The 22,340-nt window shown below is 70.6% G+C and carries 18 protein-coding genes; 8 read left to right on the plus strand and 10 right to left on the minus strand.

Annotated elements, in window-relative coordinates; all coding sequences use genetic code 11:
• Window positions 1-10: 10 nt before the first annotated feature.
• The 4 genes from BJ998_RS36645 to BJ998_RS36660 all read right to left on the minus strand — a co-directional run bounded on the left by BJ998_RS36645 (window position 11) and on the right by BJ998_RS36660 (window position 4,321).
• Window positions 11-619: a nuclear transport factor 2 family protein gene (locus BJ998_RS36645; protein ID WP_184867871.1), complete on the minus strand. Its 609-nt coding sequence runs from the start codon at window positions 617-619 to the stop codon at window positions 11-13.
• A 457-nt stretch (window positions 620-1,076) separates the two neighbouring features.
• Complete coding sequence (locus BJ998_RS36650; RefSeq protein WP_184867872.1) at window positions 1,077-1,526, minus strand: SPW repeat protein; 450 nt, start codon at window positions 1,524-1,526, stop codon at window positions 1,077-1,079.
• 165 nt (window positions 1,527-1,691) lie between these two features.
• Complete coding sequence (locus BJ998_RS36655) at window positions 1,692-3,119, minus strand: RICIN domain-containing protein (protein ID WP_184867873.1); 1,428 nt, start codon at window positions 3,117-3,119, stop codon at window positions 1,692-1,694.
• A 221-nt stretch (window positions 3,120-3,340) separates the two neighbouring features.
• Window positions 3,341-4,321: a zinc-binding dehydrogenase gene (locus tag BJ998_RS36660; RefSeq protein WP_184867874.1), complete on the minus strand. Its 981-nt coding sequence runs from the start codon at window positions 4,319-4,321 to the stop codon at window positions 3,341-3,343.
• A 54-nt stretch (window positions 4,322-4,375) separates the two neighbouring features.
• Between BJ998_RS36660 and BJ998_RS36665 the strand changes: the two genes are divergently transcribed.
• Window positions 4,376-5,185, plus strand: coding sequence for a helix-turn-helix domain-containing protein (locus tag BJ998_RS36665; protein WP_184867875.1), 810 nt, complete (start codon window positions 4,376-4,378; stop codon window positions 5,183-5,185).
• Window positions 5,186-5,290: 105 nt separating this feature from the next.
• On the opposite strand, the gene BJ998_RS36670 is transcribed toward BJ998_RS36665, so the two are convergent.
• From BJ998_RS36670 to BJ998_RS36680, 3 genes are all read right to left on the minus strand, one after another.
• Window positions 5,291-7,726, minus strand: a complete 2,436-nt coding sequence (locus BJ998_RS36670; protein ID WP_312890496.1) for a DUF7617 domain-containing protein — start codon at window positions 7,724-7,726, stop codon at window positions 5,291-5,293.
• Between the two features lie 464 nt (window positions 7,727-8,190).
• Window positions 8,191-9,624 (minus strand): FAD-binding oxidoreductase, encoded by a 1,434-nt coding sequence (locus BJ998_RS36675; RefSeq protein WP_184867876.1) that lies wholly within the window; start codon window positions 9,622-9,624, stop codon window positions 8,191-8,193.
• 295 nt (window positions 9,625-9,919) lie between these two features.
• Window positions 9,920-10,522 (minus strand): hypothetical protein, encoded by a 603-nt coding sequence (locus BJ998_RS36680; protein ID WP_184867877.1) that lies wholly within the window; start codon window positions 10,520-10,522, stop codon window positions 9,920-9,922.
• A 142-nt stretch (window positions 10,523-10,664) separates the two neighbouring features.
• On the opposite strand from BJ998_RS36680, the gene BJ998_RS36685 reads away from it, so the two are divergent.
• Window positions 10,665-13,604, plus strand: a complete 2,940-nt coding sequence (locus BJ998_RS36685; RefSeq protein WP_184867878.1) for a BTAD domain-containing putative transcriptional regulator — start codon at window positions 10,665-10,667, stop codon at window positions 13,602-13,604.
• A gap of 44 nt (window positions 13,605-13,648) precedes the next feature.
• Here the strand turns inward: BJ998_RS36685 and BJ998_RS36690 are convergent, their stop codons facing one another.
• Complete coding sequence (locus BJ998_RS36690; protein ID WP_184867879.1) at window positions 13,649-14,248, minus strand: hypothetical protein; 600 nt, start codon at window positions 14,246-14,248, stop codon at window positions 13,649-13,651.
• A 134-nt stretch (window positions 14,249-14,382) separates the two neighbouring features.
• On the opposite strand from BJ998_RS36690, the gene BJ998_RS49335 reads away from it, so the two are divergent.
• The 3 genes from BJ998_RS49335 (at window position 14,383) to BJ998_RS36705 (ending at window position 17,021) form a co-directional block, all read left to right on the plus strand.
• Window positions 14,383-14,847, plus strand: coding sequence for an STAS domain-containing protein (locus tag BJ998_RS49335; protein ID WP_184867880.1), 465 nt, complete (start codon window positions 14,383-14,385; stop codon window positions 14,845-14,847).
• The gene (locus tag BJ998_RS36700) at window positions 14,844-15,785 is read left to right on the plus strand and encodes an anti-sigma factor RsbA family regulatory protein (RefSeq protein WP_184867881.1); all 942 of its coding nucleotides are present in this window, start codon (window positions 14,844-14,846) and stop codon (window positions 15,783-15,785) included. The genes BJ998_RS49335 and BJ998_RS36700 overlap by 4 nt, the downstream gene beginning before the upstream one ends.
• A gap of 201 nt (window positions 15,786-15,986) precedes the next feature.
• Entirely contained in the window at window positions 15,987-17,021 is a 1,035-nt protein-coding gene (locus BJ998_RS36705; RefSeq protein ID WP_184867882.1) for a C40 family peptidase, read from the plus strand.
• Window positions 17,022-17,123: 102 nt separating this feature from the next.
• Here the strand turns inward: BJ998_RS36705 and BJ998_RS36710 are convergent, their stop codons facing one another.
• A complete protein-coding gene (locus BJ998_RS36710) occupies window positions 17,124-17,666 on the minus strand; it encodes a TetR/AcrR family transcriptional regulator (RefSeq protein ID WP_184867883.1) in 543 nt (180 codons plus the stop codon).
• Between the two features lie 73 nt (window positions 17,667-17,739).
• Here BJ998_RS36710 and BJ998_RS36715 point away from each other — a divergent pair, with 73 nt between their 5' ends.
• The 3 genes from BJ998_RS36715 (at window position 17,740) to BJ998_RS49340 (ending at window position 21,564) form a co-directional block, all read left to right on the plus strand.
• Complete coding sequence (locus BJ998_RS36715) at window positions 17,740-18,789, plus strand: aldo/keto reductase (RefSeq protein ID WP_184867884.1); 1,050 nt, start codon at window positions 17,740-17,742, stop codon at window positions 18,787-18,789.
• A gap of 65 nt (window positions 18,790-18,854) precedes the next feature.
• Window positions 18,855-19,877 carry an SDR family oxidoreductase gene (locus BJ998_RS36720; protein WP_184867885.1) on the plus strand — a complete coding sequence of 341 codons (1,023 nt, stop codon included), beginning with the start codon at window positions 18,855-18,857 and terminating at the stop codon, window positions 19,875-19,877.
• A 94-nt stretch (window positions 19,878-19,971) separates the two neighbouring features.
• A complete protein-coding gene (locus BJ998_RS49340; protein WP_184867886.1) occupies window positions 19,972-21,564 on the plus strand; it encodes a peptidoglycan-binding domain-containing protein in 1,593 nt (530 codons plus the stop codon).
• A gap of 40 nt (window positions 21,565-21,604) precedes the next feature.
• Here BJ998_RS49340 and BJ998_RS36730 read toward each other — a convergent pair whose 3' ends face one another.
• Window positions 21,605-22,330, minus strand: coding sequence for an AfsR/SARP family transcriptional regulator (locus BJ998_RS36730; RefSeq protein WP_184867887.1), 726 nt, complete (start codon window positions 22,328-22,330; stop codon window positions 21,605-21,607).
• Window positions 22,331-22,340 lie beyond the last annotated feature (10 nt).

The following is a 22,340-nucleotide window of genomic DNA, read 5'->3' on the forward strand; positions in this document are numbered from 1 at the left end:
GGAGATCCTGTCATGCCAGCCAGGCCGCGCCGTCGCGGTAGAGCCGTTCCACCGCCTCCCCGGTGAGTCCGGGCAGCCCGTTCCGCACCTCGTAGCCGGCCTCGGTCTGGACGTAGGCCAGATGCCGATAGCCCTCGGGGAAACGGGCGAGCCGCTGCGCGTCGAGTTCGATCCGCGCCCCGGGGTTTACCGGCGTCATGCGATCGATCTCGTAGATCAGCCTCCGTCGCACGATGCGCCACTGATCGTCCTCGCGCCCGAAGAAGTCGTAGAACCGCCCCGTGCACACGACGTCGGCCGGCACACCGTGGACGGTCGCGCGCTGAGTGATCGTCATCTTGGTCTGGGCGATGGCGCGGTCGCCGGCCACGTCGACGGAGCTGCCACCGAGGAAGTGCAGGATGCGGACGCCGGCCTCGAACCCCTTCGCGGAGGCGGCGATGAAGTCGGCCGCGCTGCCGTGGAACCACGTCGCGGTCATCTGCCCGTCCCGGTGCCACACGGTCGCGAACCTGGTCCAGTCCCCGGCATCCCGCCAGACCGCCCAGTTCTCGATCACGGTGCGGATTTCCCGGACGTCGTCCCGGACGGCTGGTGCCGTCGGCTGGGTCGTCGTCATGTCGTCTCCCTCCACCCGGCGCTCCCGGGGCGAGGCTAGATGGCGGCGTGCGGCGATCCCAAGGCTCAACCGCCGCTGAGTGGCAGCCACATGGGGCTACTGCCGACAGGCGCACAGAGGAATCACCGAGGTCGGGCGCCGCCTCCGGCAGGCTCCGGGCCGTCAGGTCCAGACGGCATCCGGCGGCCTGCTCGACGGTGGTTCGCCGCCGGCTTCAGCGAACGCATCGGCGGATGGACCCCGGACGGCGATCGGGACCGTCGTCCGGGGCATTCCGCGTGTACCCGCGTCGGGGCCCACTACGCCGTGCGCAAGCACATAGTTTGAGTAAGCATCAGTTGTGCTGGGAAACAATTGGCTGGCCCGGTCCGAGCAGCCGGCGTTTCGGCCGCACCACCCGCGCATGGCTGGTTCGGGCACCGCGTCCGGTGCCCGAACCATCTCGTAGGACCAGCCGTCAGCGAGTGGCGCGGCGGCTCGTCGAGGTGGACATCAACATGGCTGCGGCGGCCGCGCTGAGCACGGTGATCACGCCGCCGGTGACGACGTTGTTCCAGACGACAGCAACCGTGTCCGGACCGATGACCCACGGCGTGATGATCTGCCACACGCCGATGGCGGCCATCGCCCAGCTGAGCCGGAACATCCGGGTGGGAGCCGCGGTCAGCCCGCACGCCAGCACCGCGACAGCGAGGCCGATGATCAGGTTGTCGATGGCGAGGCGTGGATACGCTGCCCCGAAGCCCACCACCCATGGGGAGATGGCGGTGTACAGACCCGCGAGCAGGATCAGCCCGTCAACGGCCACCGCGGGCGGGCCGCCGAGGACGCGTGCGTACCGGTCGCGCATCTCGGACATGTCCGGGTGGTTGGTGAAGTCGACTGTGGGCCGAGAGATGTCGGCCATGAGACGGCCTCCTCTCCTTCAGATCGGCTGAGATCGCTGACGGACCTCGACTACCCGACCCGCATGGCGATAACCGATGACCGGCTGACTCCTGGGTCACAGTTTGATAGAGCAACTGTTGCATAGGGGTACGATTGGTGTGTTGCGCCGTCGCGTTGTGACGGGTCAGCCCGCGGCGGTTATCCGCCACTGCTGGTTGGTGCTGGCGCTGTCGCCCCACTGGCCGAGGGCGACGCCGTCGCCGGTGCGTCCCATGCCGTCGATGAACTTGCCGGTGGCGCGGTTCTTGATCCGCACGTTGTTGGCGTCGGTCAGCACCGTCCACTGTTGACTGGTGCTGTTGGTGTCGGCGTACTGGCCCACCGCGGCGCCGTCGGAGGTGCGGCCTTCGCCGTCCAGGTAGAGGCCGGTGGCGCGGTTCTTGATGCGCACGTAGTTCCCGTCGTTCTCGACGGTCCACTGCTGTTCGAGGCGGCTTGCGCTGCCGCTCCACTCACCGGCGTCGGATCCGCTGGACGTGCGGCCCACGCCGTCGATGTACTGACCCGTGGCGGCGTTGACGATCCGCACGTAGGTGCCGCCGCCGTTCCCGATTCCCCATGCGTACTGGAGTCGCGCCAGTCCGGTCGGGTTCACCAGCGACAGCTGGATGTTCGCCCCGCTTCCGCTCCTGGTGGTGAGGCTGTACCAGTCCCCGTCACGCAGGCCGGGCCAGTACACGCTGCCCATGCCGAGGCTGCGGAGTTCGCTGCTGACGCCCCGGATGTAGTCGGCGAAGAACGAGCCGCTCGGGATGCTGTAGTCGATGGTGTCGTAGTGGACGCCGTTCTTGCTGCCCGGTCCCATCGGGCCGCCCCATTCGGTGGCGACGGTGCGGCTGGCGTACCCGCCGATGTAGCTGGCGATGTGGTTGGCCCACTCGGTTTCGCTCTCGTAGCCGGCGAAGAACGAGTAGTCGTGCACGGCCAGCAGGGTGTTGTCGAGGCGGTGGTCGTTGCCGACGGCGGCGGCGTTCTGGGCGTAGCCGGTGCCGTCGAGGATCACCCGGCCGCGCGGCACCGCGGGGTATCGGGTCAGCCAGTCGTTGTACAGGTTGTCGAGGGCGGCGGCGCTGTAGCTGTACGGCTCGTTGATGACCTCGAAGTAGGCGTTGGGGTTGCTGCCGTACTTCGCGACGACCTTGTCCCACATCTGGTTGAACCCGGTGATGCTGGACGGCTTGCCGCCGGTGTAGGCCCAGTACGCCAGGATGACTTTGCCCTTGCTCAGCGCCGTGTCGATCGCCCCGGTGTAGGTTCCCCAGTAGCCGGCCACGGTCGGCTCGTTGATCGGCATCCGGACCGTGTCGGCGCCGGTGATGGAGTACATCTGCCCGACCACCCGGTCGGCCACGGTGGCGGCCGAGGAGTAGGTGTCGGAGGCGCCGAGCCCGGACACGTAGAGCACGCCGTTGACGAAGTTGTCCCGCTGGTCCGCCCAGTTCACGCCCCGGAACTGGCTGGTGGACGCGTGCGCCTGGTGTTGGCCGACGATCAGCGTTCCCCCGGCGAGCACGAACACCGCCAGTAGCCGCAGCAGGGTCAACGATCGCATCGGTCAGCCTCCAGGAATGCCAGTGCCGTGCACCGACGGCGCGGTGGTCCGCGCGGACCGTAACAGGGGCGAGCCGTTCCCCACCCGCGAAGGCGAACGGCCCGTCGATCGTCTCTGCCTCGGATGCGGCCGGTATTCGCACGTCCACCAGGGCACAAGCGCCTCCGCTCGGCGCGGGTGAGTCCTCCCCGGCGGCCTGAAAGTTCCAGAAACCGGAGCGGCTAGGGCACCATGACAAGCTTCCCGGCGGCTTCGTTGTTCTCCATGTACCGGTGGGCCGCGACGATGTCGGCCAGGCCGACGACTCGGTCGAGGTTGGGTCGATAGGCGCCGGCCTCGACCTCGCGGACGACCCGTTGCAGGCTGGCCGCGCCCACGCTGCCTTTGACGGTGTCGCTGTGGAACGCCGTGAGTTTGGTGCCGGACGGAATCATCGCTATCGGTTCGAGGTTCGGGATCAGCCAGCCGCTGAGCGAGCCCGCCACGCACACCGTCCCGCCGCGACGGACCAGCCGGAGTGAGTCCACCGCCGTGCTCGCCCCGACGAGATCCAGGACGTAGTCCGGCCCGTCGGGCCAGATCGAGTGGATGCTCGCTGCCAGCGCTCCGTCGGTGTCGAGGAGTGCGTGGTCGGCGCCGGCAGCGGTCAGCGTGTCGATCTTGTCCGGTCGGCGGGTCGTGGCCGCGGTCTCGACGCCGTGAGCGGACGCGATCGACGCGGCGGCCATCCCCACCGACGAGGTACCGCCGCGGATCAGCAACCGCCCCCGCACGGCCCCCAACGCGTCCAACGCGCCCTGCGCGGTCAGGTACGTCTCGGGTAGCGCGGCCATGACGTCCCAGGGCAACGTGGTCGCGATCGGCATCAACAGCGAGTTCGGCAACAACGCGTACTCCGCGTAGCCGCCGTCGAACTCCCGGCCCATCTCGCCCATCACCGCCGCGACGGTGGTTCCCTCCGGCAACCGGGGATCGGTCGAGACCGCCACGATGCCAACGCATTCGATGCCGAGCACACGCGGGAACGCCACGTTCGGGGAATGCCCCTGCCGGGTCCTCAGCTCCGACCGGTTCAGGCCCGCGCCCTTCACCCGCACCAGGCTCCAGCCCTCCCGAACCGCCGGCACCGGCAGCTCCCGGAGCTCCAGCACCTCCGGGCCACCAGCCCGCACACAGACCGCCGCTCGCATCGTCGTACTCATGCCTGCACTGTCGCCCGAACGCGATGTGGCCGGCCACCGGTAGAATGCCAAGTTATGCCCATTGGCCGCCAACCTGCCCGGTCCGCTGTGACATCACAGCTCTGGCCGTCCGGGGGAGCGCACCTGTGGCCGTCGGGGGGAACAAGCCCGGCGCAGTCCCATCAGCGTGGACACCTGGTGTACGCGGCCAGCGGGGTCCTGTCGGTGCACACCGAACGGGGCACGTCGATCGTGCCCGCCAACCGGGTCGCCTGGACCCCGCCCGGGTTCACGCACCAGCACCGCGCGCACGGCGACACCGACATGCGCATCGTGTTCCTGCCGCCGTCCCTGGCGCGGCTCATACCCGGCCGTCCGGCCGTGTTCACCGCCTCCGGCCTCGCCCGCGAAGTCCTGCTCACGCTCACGGGCCCACGCAACTACGACTCCGCTGCCCGCCCCTTCGACCGCGCCGCGCGTGCCCGCCTCCGTCGTGTCCTCGTCGACGAGCTCCACGAGGCACCCGAGCAGCCTCTGCAGCTGCCGGAACCCCACGACGACCGGTTGCGCGCCGTTGCCCGGATGCTGCGCGCGAGTCCCGCCGACAACAGCTCACTGGCCGAACTCGGGCGGACGATCGGAGCCAGCGCCCGCACCCTCAGCCGACTGTTCCACAACGAACTCGGCATGACCTTCTACGAGTGGCGCACCCAGCTGCGCGTCTGTCACGCGCTCGTCCTGCTCGCCGACGGCCACGACACGACGCAGGTCGCCCACGCCTGTGGCTGGGCGAACCCCAGCCACTTCATCACGGCCTTCACCAAGCTCGTCGGCACCACACCCGGCCGTCATCGATCGCGGAACACGACTGTCCGCGACACCTGATCACGAGATCGGGCACCTGGTGGCAGTGCCTCGTGGTCGCGGCAATGCCGCGGTGCCGCCGATGACTACGCCCGGCGGCACCGCGGTCCTGCTTCGGTCAGGTGGTCAGCACCCTAGAAGGGAACACGCCACCGCCGAGGAGTCGTTGGTCCTCGATGGCGGGGTTCCGGCCGGTGAGTTGGTGGGTGTGTACGTGGCCGACGCCGTGTTGGTGAAGGGCAGCAACGATATGAGCAACGACGTCGAACAGTAGATCTGTTTGCTCTGTCCTGCCGCCAGATCGAACGTGCCCGCGGCGGACCGGCACGACGGCGCGGCGTTGTCGTTGATCGTGACGCCGGTGATGTCGGTCGGACCGGTGTCGGTCACGGTGATCCGCCAGTGCGGGTTGGCCAGCAGCAGGCCGAGCAGGCCCGGCGTCGCGTGTTTCGCCCATGGTCCCGGGCCGCCGGGTTGGCAGTTGTCGTCGTGGACCGATACGCAGATCTCCTTGTTGACCGTCACTGTCGGCTGGCAGGCCGGCCCCGGCGCGACGGGCAGGCTCACGGTGTTGGAGGTGAGCGCGCCGGTGGCGTCATTGCCGGTCGCGGTGTCGGACACCGCCGTCGCGGTGCAGGTCGTCGAGACCGTGGTCTTGAAACAGACCTGCGGCGCGTCGCCGACGAACGCCACCACCAGGTGCGGCTGGTTGCCACCGGTGAAGTCGTTGCTGTTGTTCAGCACGAGGTGCGCGGACACGGTGATGCTGGGATGCGCGGCCGGTGAGATCCCCGACAGGTCCAGGGTGCCGTCCGGGGCGAACGTGGGATGGGCGATCACGGGGCCGCCTGTGTCGCTGACGTCCGCGGTCGACGCGGTCAGGTCGACGTTGGCGAGGTTCATGTTCTCCAGGCGGGCGTTGGTGTAGCTGTGGATGTGGCCGGTGCCGCCGTCGCAGTAGAACGCCGACGGCGTCAGCGTGACGTCCGCTCCGCTGTGGATGCACGGCGAACTCGACGTGGTGGGGTCCTCGGAGAACAGGATGCCGGCGTCGCCGAGGCCGAACAGGCAGCGAGTGGTCTGGTCGAACGCATAGCCGTAGTCCCGGGTGACTCCACCGTTGGCACTGGGATGCGTTGCCGGCAACGGGAAACCCGCGCACGCGGCTGCAGCGGTCCAGTCGTAGCAGACGGTGTCACCCGTGCTCGACCCGCCCCAGGTTCCGGTGTAGCTACGCAGATGGCCGTCCGAGCCGACGGCCGTCTCCGGGTTGAAGACCAGCTGGTTGGTCAGGGAGTTGAACACGGTCGGCGCGGCCAGTGGGGCGCCACTCACGGTGAAACAGGTCGATATCGACGTGGGATTGCCGGTCGTCGTCGCGCACGCGCCGACGGCATTGCTCGCGGTGTCGTATGCGGTGTAGGCGTTGTACGTGGAGTTGCCGGCCGGCGCGATGGCGTGTGGCGTGGCCCAGCCGGCGCAGGCCGTCGCGGTGGCCGGATCGAAGCAGCCGAGCACCGGCGCCCCGCCCGACGGCGAGGACGACGCGAACACCTTGCCGGCGGCGATGGCCATCGACCCCAGGTAGTTGGCGCCGGGCGAGTTGTTGTTGGCCGGCACGATCGCGGCGTACGGCTGGCCGGGACACGGCGACTGGGAGGCGATGGTCAGGCACAGCACCTGGCCGTTGCTCCCGACGCCGTAGAGGTTGCCGCCGGTGGCGACCAGGCCGGCGAGGCCGTACGCGCCGCCGGAACCGGTGGTGACGAGCGGGAAGTATCCGCAGTTGGCCCGCGCGCCGAGGTCGAGGCACCCGACCCCCACCGAGGAGGCGGTGACGGCGGCGTAGTACACCACGCCGGGCCGGCCCGGGTCCTGGACGTACTGCGGGGTCAGCGTGCTGGCGATGTCACCGGTGGAACCGGAGCCGAACGGTCCGGGCGCGGTGTTGACCGGCCGTGGCCACGGGCCACCGGCGCACGGCGCGCCGGCCGTGAGGTCGGTGCAGACCAGCTTGGGCGCCGCCGCGACCAGGTGGTGGTACATGTTCCACGCCTCGACCGTGCCGTTGGGCTGGCGGAAGATGATCGGCGAGTAGCCGTCTCCGCCGGTCGCGGTCGCGGTCGGCTTCACCGGCGCGAGCAGGATGTTCGCCAGGTTGGTGCCGCCGGACCGGGCGCCGGGATTGGTCGCCCGCACCGACACGGTTGCCGCGCCCGGGTCGGTGGTCTGGTAGTTCGTGCCGTCGGTCGACCAGGACGGTGTCCAGCCCGGCGGCACCTGGAGCGAGCCCGGCACGTACGTCTGTGTGGTCCCCGCGCCGGCGATCGGATCGGTGATGGTCGCCGCGGAGGGACCGTCCGGGCCGTTGTTGGCGTAGCTGAGCACCCAGTTGACGGTGTCCGCGTGGTTGACCGGGTTCGCGCCGGGACTGGTCACGTCCTGAGCGCTTTTGGTCAGCACGGACGTCGCCGCGGGTGCGGCGGTGACGGGAGCCGACACGCCGGCTGCCACCGCGGCGAACGCGATGCCGATCGCCAACGTCGAGCGTAGGTATCGCACAGTTCTCCCATGTCTTCGATGCATGCTCTCCCTCGCCCCAAATGGACTCGGCGCGGAAATGTCCGCGCCTGCGAATGCGAGCCTAGGAAGAGGGCCGCGGCCGGACAATGAGGGTCGCCGGGACGCCAGCGCCGGGGCTCTATCCGCGCAAGGGGTCACCGGGTCGGCGGCACTCTGGGCACCGGTTCGTGCCGGCGCGGCTGGGCGGAATGGGTCATCCGATGGTCCGATCGATTTCCGGTGAACCTTCACGAACTCGCCCGGTGACAGTCACCGAAATGGTCCGCTCGAGTGATACGCCGCGCATCCATCGAACAGGCCAACCCTTCCGGGTTTCGAAAAGTGTGCACCCCTCGGCGCACGCTGGCCGCGAATACCCGGAGCTCTTCTGCTTTGGCCGCACTGCGGTCACGGGGAACCGGCGCTGGTTGTCGCCGGACCCCACCAGCAGCGTCGTCGGAGTCTCACCTGTCGGGTTCGGCCTGTTCGGCCGGCCGGATGTTCTGGTTGACGTGGAACAGGTTGTCCGGGTCGTAGCGGCGCTTGATCCGGGCGAGCCGGTCGTAGTTGCCGCGGTAGGACGCCCTGACCCGGTCCTGTCCCTCGTCCATCAGGAAGTTGACGTACGCGCCGCCGGCCGAGGTGGGGTGCAGCTCCTGCCAGTAGTCCCGAGCCCACCGGGAGATGACGTCGGCGTTGGCCGGGTCCGGGTCGACGCCCACGATGACCCCGGCCCAGCCGCCGCCCCGGTAGGCGAAGGCGGTCGCGTCGTCCGGCACGCGGCCGGCCGCGCCGTCGACGGGGTAGAGGTGCATGGTGGAGTGGCCGGTCGGCAGCCGCGCGCCGTACTTGAGGTGCACGTCGATCGCGGCGTCGGAGATCTCGTCGAAGAAGTCCGCCCGCCAGTACCACTGCAGCCCGGCCGGGTAGAGGCCGTCGAACGCGCTCTGCAGCACGGTGAACGGCATGGCATGCAGGCCGACCAGCAACGGCGAACCGTAGGTCGTGATCGGCTCGAGTGTCTCGTCGGAGCGGGCGTGCGGCCCGGTGTAGCACCAGACGACGGCACAAGCCTTGCGGCCCCAGAGCTCCTCGGGGAACGGTGCGGCAGGCGGGACCGTGAGCAGCGCGAAGAAGCCGTTGAGCTCCTCCGGCAGCGACGGCAGCAGATCTCGGTACCAGCGCATCACTTCGGCGGTGTCGGCGAGGTCGTAGAGCACGGGACCGCCGATGACCACACCGTCGTCACCGATGTCGTGGCAGCGGAAGGTGAACGACGTGACGACGCCGAAGTTCCCGCCGCCGCCTCGCAGGGCCCAGAACAGGTCGCTGTGGGCGTTCTCGCTGGCCGTCACGAACGTGCCGTCGGCGAGCACCACGTCCGCGGCGAGAAGATTGTCGATCGTGAGGCCGAAGCGCCGGGAGAGGTAGCCGATGCCGCCGCCGAGCGTCAGTCCGCCGACACCGGTGGACGCGAGGAAGCCGGAGGGAGTCGCCATGCCGAACCCGACGGTCGCGTGGTCGACGTCGCCCCAGGTGCAGCCGGCGTCGGCACGGACGGTGTGGTTCCGGGGGTCGACCGTGGTGCTGCGCAACAGGGAAAGGTCGATGACCAGGGCGTCATCCCACACCCCGAGGCCGGCGGCGTTGTGGCCGCCACCTCGCACGGCGATCTCGAGGCCGTGTGCACGGCCGAAACGCACACAGGCGATGACGTCGACGGTGTCCCGACAGCGGGCGACGGCCGCGGGCCGCTTGTCGATCATGCCGTTGTAGACGGCACGTGCCTTGTCGTATCCGGCATCGCCCGGGGTGACGAGCTCGCCGCGCAGGGCGGCGGCCAGGTCTGCGAATGGCGTGTCGCCGACGTCGGCTGATGTGGCCGGTGTGGTCGTCATCCGCGATCTCCGGAGAACGCCGCTGAATGGTCAGGCCGGCTCATTCGCACCCCTTACTTCCACGCGGGAAGAAGTGGCCAGGTTACCGTCCAGGGCCTGTACGCGGGAGGTGGCAGGTGGCGAGTCCGCGCCAATGACGGAAATCGGCGACTGTGCAGCACCACGCCACGTCATTCGGCACATTCCCGCCGGTCCTGCCCCGTCTCTCGCGCCGCATGAACGAAGTCGGCGTGGGCAATGAAGTCGTTTCGAAACCCCATGAACTGCCGGGCGACTTCGAGAGCCTTTCAGGCCGCTACGGCAGCGCGGTCGCGAAATCGTCGGCCATCAGCCAGGAGAACCCGCCCGGTGACCAGAAACCGACGAACGCGGTGTAGGTGACCGGGCCGGGGTGGATGAGGTCGTCCGGCGTGCAGCGGGAGGCGAAGCGAACGGACAGCTGCTGGTACCCGTTGCTCAGCGGACCGAACTTGGTCTCCTTGTACGGCGTCACGGAGGGGTAGGCTCGCACGCCGAAGTAGCCCGCGGTGACGTTGCTCGACGTCCACACGAAGGCGCTCAGGTCGAGCGTGCGGCACGTGGGCACGACGATGTTCTGGGTCAACGCGTTCCACTGCGTCGTGCTCCGCGCCTCGATGTACGCGTCGTTGGCCATGCTGTGGGCGATACCGGCGTTGCGGTCCACCCCCTTGGTGTCCGGCCCCTCGGTGCACCAGTTCGGCACCGCCGTGCCGTCGGGCGCCGCCTCGAAGCTGGCGTTCGGCATGTACATCATCCAGCCGTCGCAGCTGGCCGGCGGTGTCGAGGCGCTGCTCGCCGACGCGGTGGCGCCGCCGGCGAGCAGCGCGCTGACGGCCGCGACCACGGCCCAGCCAAGGAATGTCCCGGAAAACCTCATGGTGACCCCCTGTTGTCACGTGTGAGAACCCCTGTCCGACCGGTGTGACGGCTGACGCCGCCGGCCGGGTGACGACCAGTGTCCGAGCGGTGGTCAAGGTGGTATCAAAGTCGGTCCTGGCGCAGCGGCCGGAGGGGGCGGCATGCTCGACGTGCTACGCGGACGGCTCTCCGTCGTGGTCGCGGCCGCCGGATACGGCAAGACGACGGCGGTCGCCCGGTGGCTGCGCGACACGGGCGAGAACGTGCTGGTGGTCGACGACGTGCACCGGGACGGCCCACCGGACACGGCGGGCGACGCCGACCGGTTGGTGCTGATCTCGCGCCGGCCGATTCCGGTGGTCACCCTGCTTCGCTACGACCTGGGCGCGCCGGTGGAGATCGGGCCGCGGCGGCTGGCCCTGTCGCCGCAGCAGGTGGCGGCCCTGCTGACGAGTCAGTACGGCGTCGACGATCCGGGCCTGGCCGCCGAGTTGCACCGGCTCACCGCCGGATGGCCCGCACTGGTGCAACTCGGCGGCGCCAGGCTGGCCTCGGAGGGAACGGCCGAGCCGCTCGCCGACCTGCTGGCGGCGCCGAACACCCCGCTGTACGACTACGTCCGCGGCGAAGTGCTCGACGACCTTCCCCCGGACGCGCTGGAACTTCTCGTGCACATCGCGGAACTGGGCTCCATCTCGATGGAGCTCGCGGCCGGGATCGGCCAGGACCGCCTGGCTCCGCACCTGGCGCTGCTGGCCCGGCTCGGTCTGCTGCAGCCGCCGGTCGTCAGCCGGGACTGGTACGAACCGGTGCCGGTGGTGGCCGCGATCGTCCGCGCCGGCCACCCGATGCCGCCGACCCGGCGCAAGGCGGTCGTCGCGCTGGCCGCCGAGTGGCACACCGACCATGGCCGGACCGCCGACGCGCTCCGCCTGGCGCTCGCCGCTGCCGACCACACCCGCTGCGCCCACCTGCTGCGTGAGTACGGCGGCCAGTTGCTGGCCGCGGGCGCCGCGAGCAGCATTGTCGCGGCGGCCCGGGCCCTGCCCGAACGGCTGCGGGACGACGCCGTCGAACTGGTCCACGCCGATGCGCTGCAGGCGACCGGGGACACCACGGGAGCGTTGGCGGTCTACTCACGGCTGGCCGGCGACTCGCGGCAACTGCCGCCCGGACTCGCCTGGCGTTACGGCGCGGCGGTCTACCTGTGGGGTGATCCGAACGACGCGCTCGCCGTGCTGCGCCGTGGCCGGCTGGACGACGGCGCGCAGTCGGACAACGCGTTGCTGCTGGCGTGGACCTCGGCCGCGCACTGGCTCGCCGGGGACGAGGCGAGGTGCGCCGAACTTGCCGGTCGCGCCTACGAAACCGCGTGCACCACGGGCGACAGCCGCGCACTCGCCACCGCACACGTCGCACTGGCGTTGTGCGCCCACCTCACCGGCGACCCGATCGGGCTGCGCGCGCACTACGGCCAGGCGCTGGAGCTGGCCGAGGCGGCCGGCGACACGGTGCAGGTGCTGCGGATCCGCGTGAACCTCGCGGCCGGGCTGGAGCAGGAGGGCCGCCTGACCGAGGCGCTCGCGGTGCTCGCTCCCGCCGTCGAGCTGGCCGCGTCCGGCGGCTACGACGGCTCGCTCGCCCTGGCGCTGGCGAACCAGGGCAAGCTGCTGCACCACCTGGGCCGGCTCGACGACGCGGTGGCGAGCTACCAGCGCGCGGTGCGGACGTACCAGCGGATGCACTCGATGAAGGTGGCCTACCCGCTCACCGGGCTCGGTGACATCCACCGGCTGCGCGGGCAGCCGGCGCAAGCCAAGGCGGCGTACACGGAGGCACTGCGCGCCGCCACCGAGGACGGCCACAACCGCCAGGGCATGGTCCCCGCGCTGGCCGGCCTGGCGCGGGTCGTCGCGGAGACCGATCCGGGCCAGGCCGCCGAATTCGCCAACCGCGCCATGGACCACGCGCACGGCCACTGGGTGACGACCGCACTGGTGGCCCGCGCCTGGGCGGCGTGGCAGGTGGGCGCGGGCGCCGACGCGCGCAAGGACGCGCAGGCCGCCATCGACGCCGCGGCCCTGCACCGGGACCGCAGCGGGATGGCGTGGGCACTGGAGGTCGAAGCGGCCGCCACCGACGAGCCCGCGGCGGCCGTGAAGCTGTTGCGGGAGGCCCTGTCGATCTGGCGGGACTCGGAGGCGTGGCTGGAGGCGGACCGGATCCGGGTGGCGCTCGGCCGGATCGGCGGTGACGACGGCGACCTGCGGCTCAACGGCCGGCTGGCCGAGTCCCGGCTGGCCGCCGCCGGTGTGCCGGCCGCGGCGCCGGTGCGCCCCGGCTCACCCGGCCGGGTCGAGGTCCGCGTGCTCGGCGGTTTCACCGTGCTCGTCGACGGCCAACCGCTGCCGCCGCGGGCGTGGCAGTCCAGAAAGGCACGTGACCTGCTGCGGGTGCTGATCGCCCGGCGCGGCAGTCCCGTCTCCCGCGACGAACTCGCCGACCTGTTGTGGGGGCCGGTCGCACGCGACGAGCGCCAGAAGGTGGCGCACCGGCTGGCGGTGGCGCTGTCCACGCTGCGCGGCGTGCTCGATCCCGACCGGCGGGCGCCGCCGGACCACTTCGTCCTGGCCAGCCACAAGGACATCGCGGTCGACCTCGGCCGGCTCACGGTCGACGTCGAGGACCTGTTCGCCCAGGCCCGGTACGGGGCGCGGCTGCGGGAACAGGGTGCGCCGGCCGACGCCTGGTCGGTGCTGACCGCCGCGGACCGGGCCTACAGCGGCGAGGTCTTCGCCGACGACCCGTATCCGGACTGGGCCCGGCCGCTGCGCGAGGAGGCACGCGCCACACACCTGCGCGTGCTGCGGATGCTGGTCGAGCTGGCCCAGCGGGCCGGCGAGGTCGACGAGGTCGTGTGCCACCTGCTGCGCATCCTGTCGGTGGATCCCTACGACGAGCAGGCGCACCGGGACCTGGTCGCGAACCTCGCCGAGGCGGGCCGGCACGGCGAGGCGTCGCGGGCGTTCCAGCGCTACTCCGAGGCGATGGTGGAGATCGGCGTGCCGGTGCGGGAGGTGTCCGGCTTCGCGGCGCGGTGACCGGTGGGACGCCGGGGATTCCCGACGCCCCACCGGTCGCGGGCTCACCACCAGACGTTGATCGAGCTGGTGATGTTGTCGAACCCGTACGTCGACATGTTGAACCGCCAGTTGCTGCCGCCCCACATGCTCAGCCACCCGCCGCCGAAGTTCGGGTCGGCGTAGAAGGTGGCGTTGCCGTTCATCAGCGCCGAGGAGATCACGTCGTTCCAGTTGCCGGCGCAGCCGAACAGCCCACAGCCGCGCAGGACGGCGGTCAGGTTGTTCACGCTCCAGCCCGACTGGATGGCCTGCGAGTCGTCGTGGCCCTCGTCACCGGAGTAGATGACGATGGACTGCCCCGCCGACATCGGCGTCGCAACCGCGTCGCGGCGCGCGACCTCCGCCTTGGCCTCGCTCTCGTTCGTGTAGCCCACCAGCAGGTCCGGCGTCCGCTGGTCGACGAAAAGGTAGAGCGGCCTGCCGTCGAACCGGCTGATCTCCTTCGGGGCCAGCCGAACCCCGTCGATCAGCAGCGGCACCTTGGGCACCGGCCGCGCGTGCACCGGGCCCACCGGCACATTCCCCACCGGCGCGTTCCCCGCCGACGCGGGAGCCGCCGCCACGCCGAGCAGCACGCCCATCGCCGCAATCAGCAGAGCCACCGTCCGTTTCACCATCACTGCCTCACTTCGATCGTTTCCACCCTCACCGCGAGGGCGACCGAAGACTCCCGGCCGACCGTCAACGTCGGGTCAGCGTGAAATCAGGACGTGAACCAGCATGCGTGGAGCCGACCGTGATCACGGCCGCGCCGGGCACCCGGCTGCTCGGACATGTCGGCCACGTCGCCGACGACCTCTGGTGGCGGTACCGTGGGGCCCGACAGTCGGGAGGTGCCATCGTGACGCCACGGCGCGATGCCGAGGCATCGACGTCCCGCGACTGCGACGTTCCGGCGCTGCGCGTGGAAGCGCTGCCCGACCAGGTGGGGGTACGCGTGGCCGGCGAGGTCGACGCGACTGTTCGAGACAGCTGGCACGCGACGCTGGCGCCGCTGGTGGATGTCGACGGCGACATCCACCTGGACCTGTCCGCGCTGACGTTCATCGATGTCCGAGGCGTGGCCGAACTGGTCGAACTGGCGCACGGTCTGGGAGAGGAGCGGCAGATGGTCCTGCACCAGCCGCCGCGCGTACTACGGCAGGTGATGGACGTGTTGTGGCCCGACGCCCCGCGATTGGTCATGGTGGCTGCGCCATGACGACCGCGACCACGGCGGCGAAGACCGACCCGTTCGACCACCCGGCGTTGTTCTACCGCGACGAGCACGAGTACCTGGCCGGCACCCTGCCGTTCATCACCGAGGGACTCGCCGCCGGCGCGCCCGTGGCGGTCGCCGTGCCCACCGCCAACCTCGCGCTGCTGCGCGAGGAGCTGGGCCGGGACGCCGAGCACGTGCGGATGCTGGACATGACCGAGGTCGGCCGCAACCCGGGACGGATCATCCCGGGCGTGCTGCGCGCGTTCGCCGATGCTCATCCCGGCCGGCACGTGCGGATCATCGGCGAGCCCATCTGGGCGCACCGCTCCGAGACCGAGTACCCGGCCTGTGCCCAGCACGAAGCGTTGATCAACCACGCATTCACCGGGCACACGGCGACGATCCTGTGCCCCTACGACGTCGCCGCGCTCGACCCGCTGGTCGTGGCCGACGCGGCCAGGACCCATCCGGTGCTGGTGGACCGCACAGGTCGACGCGACAGCGACCAGTACGCTCCCGACGCGGTCGTCGCCGACTACAACCGGCCACTGGCCACGCCCCCGAACGCCGTCACGTTCACGGCCACCGCCACGGACCTCGCGCGGCTGCGCCGCTGGGCCTCCGCGACGGCCGGCGCGCTCGGCCTGTCCGAAGGTCGTGCCGGGGACCTCCTGCTCGCCGTCACCGAGCTGGCCACCAACAGCATCGAACACGCGGGCAGCAGCGCCACCGTGATGCTGGGTGTCGACGGCAGCGACCTGGTGTGCCAGGTCCACGACACCGGCCATATCACCGACCCGCTGGTCGGACGCAGGCCCGAGGCCGCGGGTCAGCGCCGTGGGCGTGGCCTGCTGATGGTCAACCACCTCGCCGACCTGGTCCGACTGCACACGACCCCGCGGGGGACGAGTATCGAGGCCCGGTTCGTCCTCACCTGAGCGAGTGGGCGGCGTGGGTGACCGTCCAGCTGGCCAGCCCATCAGCGGAGGGCGTGCCGGGAGCGGCGGTGCAGACGGTCAGGGTCGCCCGACCCTCCCCATCGGGCGAACCGGTCTGCCCCCACGTTGTCATCCACGGCCACCGTCGCCGCGGCGGAATTCGGTAGGGTCGGAGCCGGAGACCGGAATCGGCGGGGGACCATGCGAAAGCTCGGGCTGAGATCGTGCTGCGTCGTCGTGCTGGCAGCGTCGGTGTTCCCGCTGCTGGTGCCGGCCGCGAGTGCCGGCGCCGACGATGCGCCGACGACGGTGGCGGGCCTGGTCGGCCGGTACGTCGATCTGAGCCGTCAAGCCGAGCGGGTCAACGAGCAGCTGCTCAAGGCCCAGGAGCAGGCGACCGCCTTGCGGCAGCAGGCCGTGGCGGCCGATGCCGCCTTCCGGGCGGCCGACGACAGTTGGAAGCAGGCGGTGCGGCAGGCCGAGCAGTTGGTGGCTGACCGTAGGGAACGGGCGGCGCTGCTCAGGACGATGGTGCCGGCCAACAGCGTGGCCGCGGTGCTGAACAGCGGCAGCCAGGACGAGTTCGCGTCGGCCTCGATCCTCGCCGGCCTGGTGCACGATGCCGACGACGCCGTGCAGGCGGCGACGGCGCAGACCCTGGCCCAGACGTCCCAGGCACGAGAGGCGGCCGAGCGGCAGCAGGCCGCGGCGGAGAAGGCGGCCGCGGCTGCGACCGCGACCGAGAACCAGGTCAGCGCGCAGCGTGCGGACCTGGACAAGCGGGTCGCCCAGGTTCGGGCGGCGTTGAACGCCTTGCCGCCCGACGCTGTCTCCCTGATGCAGGGCGGCACCGTGGCCCCGAGCGTGACGGTGCCGCCGGGAGCGGTGGGCACGGCGCTGCGGTTCGCTCTGGCCCAGCTGGGCAAGCCGTACGAGTGGGGCGGCACGGGGCCGTTCGCGTACGACTGTTCGGGCCTGGTCCAGGCCGCGTACGGCGCCGCCGGCGTGCGGTTGCCGCGGGTCGCCGCCGACCAGGCGCTGGTCGGGCAGCGGGTCGCACGGGCCGACGTCCGGGCGGGTGACCTGCTGTACTTCTATCAGCCGGTCCAACACGTGGCGCTGGCCCTCGACCACAACCAGGCGATCCAGGCGGCCACCTTCGGGGAGCCGGTCAAGATCAGCCCGATCGACTCGATCGGCCCGATCGCGGTGATCCGCCGGCTCGTGACGAACTGAGCGGACCGGCCGCACACTTCCGGCCCGTTCGGCGGCCCGACGGCGACCAGCACCGGCTACGCGGCCAAGGAGTGCCGGTCACGATCATGCGGCGGTGATCGTTCAACCGCGCCGGTGAGCGCTCAGGCCGTCGAGGATCAGGGCGAGCATCGACGGCGATCGGTCTTCCGGCCCCGAGGCGGCCCGCCAGAGGGCGCCGGTGAGCTGGAGGAAGTCACGGGGGTCGGCGTCGTCGCGGATGGTGCCGTCGTGTTTGCCCGCGTCGAGCAGCTGCGTGATGGCGGCGATGACCGGGCCGTAGGTCTGCTCGGTGATCGCTTGATGCGCACCGGGGCTGAGCGCGTCGCCGAGACCGTGCTTCTGCCGCATGGCGGCCACCAGGTCGACGGTCCACCGCCGAAGCGCCTCCAGCGGCGGCAGCGTCGCCAGCAGTTCCGGGACGGACTCGATGAGCCGGTCGACTTCGTGCTGGTAGATGGCCAGGACGAGAGCCTCTCGGGTCGGGAAGTTGCGGTACAGGGTGCCGGGCCCGACGCCGGCACGCTGCGCGATCTGGTTCATCGAGACGTCACCGCCCCCGGCGAAGGCCTCGCGAGCGACCTGCAGGATGCGAGCCCGGTTTTCCCGAGCGTCCGAGCGAACCATGTGCCGTCCTTGCTATCCGGAGACCTCTCCACTAACGTATGTGGAGACCTCTCCAGAACCATAGAGGAGCACCATGCGCTACACCAAGCTCGGAACCACGGGTCTCGACGTCTCGCCGATCGCGATCGGTGCGATGACCTACGGCGACCCCGACCGCGGCCACCCGGTCTGGTCACTGGCCGAGGACGCCAGTCGCCCGCTCGTCAAGCACGCTCTCGAGGCCGGCATCAACTTCTTCGACACCGCCAACATGTACTCCCACGGCTCCAGCGAGGAGATCCTGGGCCGTGCCCTCAAGGACTTCGCGAACCGGGACGACGTCGTCATCGCCACCAAGCTGCGTCACCCGATGCGGCCGGGACCGAACGGGAAGGGCCTGTCCCGAAAGGCGATCATGACCGAAGTCGAGCACAGCCTGCGGCGGCTCGGGACCGACTACATCGATCTCTACCAGATTCACCGCAACGACAACGACACCCCGCTCGAGGAGACCCTCGAAGCCCTGCACGACCTGGTCAAGTCCGGGAAGGTCCGCTACCTCGGGGCCTCCTCCATGGCCGCCTGGGAGTTCGCCAAGGCCCTCCACCTGCAGAAGCAGCACGGCTGGGCCCGGTTCGTGTCGATGCAGAACCACTACAACCTGCTCGCCCGCGAGGAGGAGCGCGAGATGATCCCGCTGTGCCTCGACGAGGGAGTCGGCACGATCGTCTGGAGCCCGCTCGCCCGCGGCCGGCTGGCCCGCCCCTGGGACGCCGCGAAGTCGACAGCCCGGTCCGAAACGGATGGTGGCTACGCGGACCTGCTCTACACCCCGCTCACCGCCGACAGCGACCACGCGATCATCGACGCCGTCGGCGCGATCGCCGAGGAGCGCGGCGCCACCCGAGCACAGGTCGCCCTGGCCTGGCTGCACAGCAAACCCGTCGTGTCGGCACCGCTCGTCGGGGCCAACACGATCACCCAGATCGACGACGCGATCGCGTCGTTGGACATCGAGCTGACCGACGAGGAACTCGCCGCCGTCGAGCGGCCGTACACGCCTCGCCACGACTTCCAAGGCATCTCCGACGAAGCCGAGCTGCAACGGATCCGGGACCGGGTTCCGGGATACGCGAACGTCTAGGACCACCAGGCGTTTCCGATCGAACGACGACACGTTCTCCGCCCAAGTCATTGTGAGGATCATTCATGACGGAAGTGCTGGTCACCGGCGGCTCGGGGTACATCGGCAGCTGGTGCGTGCTCGCGCTGCTGGCGCAAGGGCACACGGTACGCACCACGGTGCGAGACCTGAAGAAGGAGCCGACGCTGCGGGCGACGCTCCGTGCCGGAGGGGCGCCCGAGGACGCGAAGCTGACCGTGCTGCCGGCGGACCTCCAGCAGGACACCGGCTGGCGCGAGGCGGTCGGGGGCTGCGACTACGTGCTGCATGTCGCCTCGCCGACGCTCACCAGCCTGCCCCGCTACGACGACGAGATGGTCGTGCCCGCCCGGGACGGGGTGCTGCGCGTGCTGCGGGCCGCGCGCGAGGCCGGGGTGAAGCGGGTCGTGCTGACTTCGGCGTTCGGGGCGGTCGGGATGGGGCACCCCGAGAAGTCGCGGGTGTTCACCGAGGCCGACTGGAGCAATGTCGACGGCGGGATCCCCCCGTACCAGAAGTCCAAGACGCTTTCGGAGAAGGCGGCGTGGGAATTCGTCGCCGAGCACGGTGGTGTCGAGCTGGCTGTCGTGAACCCCGTGGGTGTGCTCGGACCGGTCCTCGGCTCCGACTACTCGCCGTCGCTGGGGCTGGTGCAGCGGATGCTGGACGGTGAACTGCCCGCTCTGCCGAAGTTCGCGATGGGGTACGTGGACGTGCGCGACGTCGCGGACCTGCACCTGCGGGCGATGACCGATCCGGCCGCGGCGGGTGAGCGGTTCCTCGCGATCTCCGGGCACAGCCTGTGGACGCGTGAGATCGCGGCGATCCTGCGGGACCGCCTCGGCGACCGCGCGTCGAAGGTGCCCACGCGTGAACTGCCGGTGTGGACGGCGCGAGCCCTCGCCCGCGTCAACCCGGGACTGCGCATCCTGCGCCCACAGCTGGGCCGGAACTTCGACGCCACGTCGGAGAAGGCTCGGCGGGTGCTGGGCTGGTCTCCGCGGCCGATCGAGGACACCATCGCCGACACGGCGGAGAGCCTGCTCGCGCTGAAGGGGGCGACCGTCTGACGGCCGTCGGGGGACCAGTGCTCGCCCACTTGTGACGGATCGAGGACGTGGTGCGCCATCGTGGTGAATCCGATCTGACCAGGAGAGGAAGCCCGTGATTCACCACTGGAAGAAGACGCTTGCGATACTGGCGGTCGCCGCCCTGGCATCGGTGTCGCCGGGCACGGCGACGGCGGCGCCCACCGGGCTGACCCCGGCGAACTTCCGCCTGCAGCAAGGCTCCTACTCGGCCACGATCGCCGCGCTGGACAAGGTGCTGCCCACGGCCGGGTTCCCGGACGTGGTGGCGAGCGCGAACCGCACGGCGAAGCCCTGCTCGGCGCACGCTCCGGCCGCGGTGGAGGCGTTCTGCTGGCAGTCCGAGCCCGGCGCGGACGACGAGGGCGGGACCGACTGGTACCCGCAGGGCATCACCTCCAGCGCCGACGCCGACCCGTCCGGCGCCTACCAGGGGCAGACCGTGATCGCCGCCAGCTGGTACTGGCACGCCGGCGGCGTCGACCGCGGTGACCGGATCGCGTTCGTGGACTACTCGGACCCGGCCCATCCGGTGTACCGCCTGGTGCTGCTGGTGCTGCCGACGACGAACTCGGCCGGCAAGCCCGACTTCAAACCCGTGACCAACAGCAGCGGGGACGCCGTGCACGCCGGCGGCATGTTCTGGTACGGCAACTACATCTACGTCGTGGACACCAGCGGCGGCCTGCGGGTCTTCGACCTGAACCACATCTGGTCGGTCGACACCGGCGGCGACGGGATCGGCCTCCAGTCCGACGGGTCCTACCAGGCCTTCGGCTACAAGTACGTGCTGCCGCAGGCCTTCACGTACAACGCCTCGACCGCCGGCGGCTACCCGGCGTTCCGGTTCTCCTCCACGGCCCTGGACCGCACCGGCGCCTCGGACACGATGGTCGTCTCGGAGTACAACACCGAGACCACGGACACCCACCGCGTCGTCCGGTATCCGCTCAACGCCGCCGACCACACCCTCGCGGCGTCGACCGACGGGCTGGTGCACGGGATCGAGGCGTACGAGACCGGCATTCTCAAGACGCAGGGGACCGCGTCCGTCCGCGGCCGCTACTACGCGTCCACCAGCTACTCGACCAGCACCGCCCACTACGGCTCGCTCTACTCCTACACCGCCCGGCAGTCGGTCGCGAAGTACGAGAACGTGTTGCAGCCCTACCCGGAGGACCTGAGCTACTGGCCCGGCCGGGACGAGCTCTGGTCGCTGTCGGAGGACCCGGGAAGCCGTGTGGTGTACGCGATGCGGGAGTCCCTGCTCGCCTGGCCGCTGGTGCAGAACGGTGACACCGGCGCCGACGTCAAGGCGTTGCAGTACCTGCTCAACAGCCAGCACAACGCCGGCCTGACCGTGGACGGCGACTTCGGCCCGGCGACCCTCGCCGCGGTCAAGAGCTTCCAGACCGCGCACAAGCTCACCGCGGACGGTGTGGTCGGCCCGAACACGTGGTCGGCGCTCGTGCCGACGGTGAACCCGGGCAGCACCGGGGACACGGTGCGGGCGGTTCAGACCGAACTCACCGCCCACGGCTGGGCGACCACGGTCAGCGGCACCCTCGACGCGGCGACGGTGACGTCGTTGAAGGCCTTCCAGGCCGCCAACGGCCTCGCCGCCGACGGCGCCGTCAACCGCGACACCTGGCGTGACTTGATCAACTGATCCTGGCGCGGCGCGCGGGCGCCGGTCCCGCGCGCCGCGATCATCGGGCCGACGCCAAGGTGTCGATGAGCAGGTTCGCCCGTAGCCGGCGGAGCTCCGGGCTCGGCCCGACGCCGAACTGCGCACGCAGGCGGAGCTGGGCCGAGTCGTACGCGGCGAGTGCCTCGCCCCGGCGACCGGAGCGGACCAACGCCGTCATCAACTGGCCGAGAAACCGTTCCCGCAGCGGGTGTTCCCGCGTGAGGGCGGCGAGCTCGACGACGACGTCTCCGTGCCGGCCGAGCGCGAGGTCGGCATCCAGCCGCGCCGTCAGCACGTCCAGTCGCAGCTCCTCGAGCAGGGCGGCGTGATGGGGCAGGTCGGTGCCGGCCAGTGCGGGGCCACGCCACAACGCCAGCGCCCAGCGCGCGGACGTTGCCGCCGCCTCATGGCGGCCGTGTCCGAGCTGCCGGTGCGTGTCCCGCGCGGCCTGCTCGAACGCCACCACATCCAGGCTCGCACGGTCCGCTCGGATCCGGTAGCCGGAAGGGCAGGTCTCGATCGGCACGCCGGCGAGCCGCAGCATCGACACCCGGTTCTGCACCTGCCGGTGAGCGGTGCGCGGCGGCCGCACGTCCCAGACCAGGTCCACCAGCCGCTCCACCGTCACCATGGAATTGGCCGCCAACAACAGTGCCGCGAGCACCGTCCGGCTGCGGGGGCCGCCCACCGGCAGCGGCCCGTCCTCGTCATGGGCCTCGACGGGCCCCAGGAGCGTGAAGGTCACCGTGCCCGCC

The organism is Kutzneria kofuensis (assembly GCF_014203355.1).
In the GTDB taxonomy this organism is placed as follows: Bacteria; Actinomycetota; Actinomycetes; order Mycobacteriales; family Pseudonocardiaceae; genus Kutzneria; species Kutzneria kofuensis.

Excerpts from the sequence above, each read along its gene's own strand:
- BJ998_RS36645 (WP_184867871.1), bottom strand. The coding sequence starts at position 619 with ATGACGACGACCCAGCCGACGGCACCAGCCGTCCGGGACGACGTCCGG.
- BJ998_RS36650 (WP_184867872.1), bottom strand. The coding sequence starts at position 1,526 with ATGGCCGACATCTCTCGGCCCACAGTCGACTTCACCAACCACCCGGAC.
- BJ998_RS36655 (WP_184867873.1), bottom strand. The coding sequence starts at position 3,119 with ATGCGATCGTTGACCCTGCTGCGGCTACTGGCGGTGTTCGTGCTCGCC.
- BJ998_RS36660 (WP_184867874.1), bottom strand. The coding sequence starts at position 4,321 with ATGAGTACGACGATGCGAGCGGCGGTCTGTGTGCGGGCTGGTGGCCCG.
- BJ998_RS36665 (WP_184867875.1), top strand. The coding sequence starts at position 4,376 with ATGCCCATTGGCCGCCAACCTGCCCGGTCCGCTGTGACATCACAGCTC.
- BJ998_RS36675 (WP_184867876.1), bottom strand. The coding sequence starts at position 9,624 with ATGACGACCACACCGGCCACATCAGCCGACGTCGGCGACACGCCATTC.
- BJ998_RS36680 (WP_184867877.1), bottom strand. The coding sequence starts at position 10,522 with ATGAGGTTTTCCGGGACATTCCTTGGCTGGGCCGTGGTCGCGGCCGTC.
- BJ998_RS36685 (WP_184867878.1), top strand. The coding sequence starts at position 10,665 with ATGCTCGACGTGCTACGCGGACGGCTCTCCGTCGTGGTCGCGGCCGCC.
- BJ998_RS36700 (WP_184867881.1), top strand. The coding sequence starts at position 14,844 with ATGACGACCGCGACCACGGCGGCGAAGACCGACCCGTTCGACCACCCG.
- BJ998_RS36705 (WP_184867882.1), top strand. The coding sequence starts at position 15,987 with ATGCGAAAGCTCGGGCTGAGATCGTGCTGCGTCGTCGTGCTGGCAGCG.
- BJ998_RS36710 (WP_184867883.1), bottom strand. The coding sequence starts at position 17,666 with ATGGTTCGCTCGGACGCTCGGGAAAACCGGGCTCGCATCCTGCAGGTC.
- BJ998_RS36715 (WP_184867884.1), top strand. The coding sequence starts at position 17,740 with ATGCGCTACACCAAGCTCGGAACCACGGGTCTCGACGTCTCGCCGATC.
- BJ998_RS36720 (WP_184867885.1), top strand. The coding sequence starts at position 18,855 with ATGACGGAAGTGCTGGTCACCGGCGGCTCGGGGTACATCGGCAGCTGG.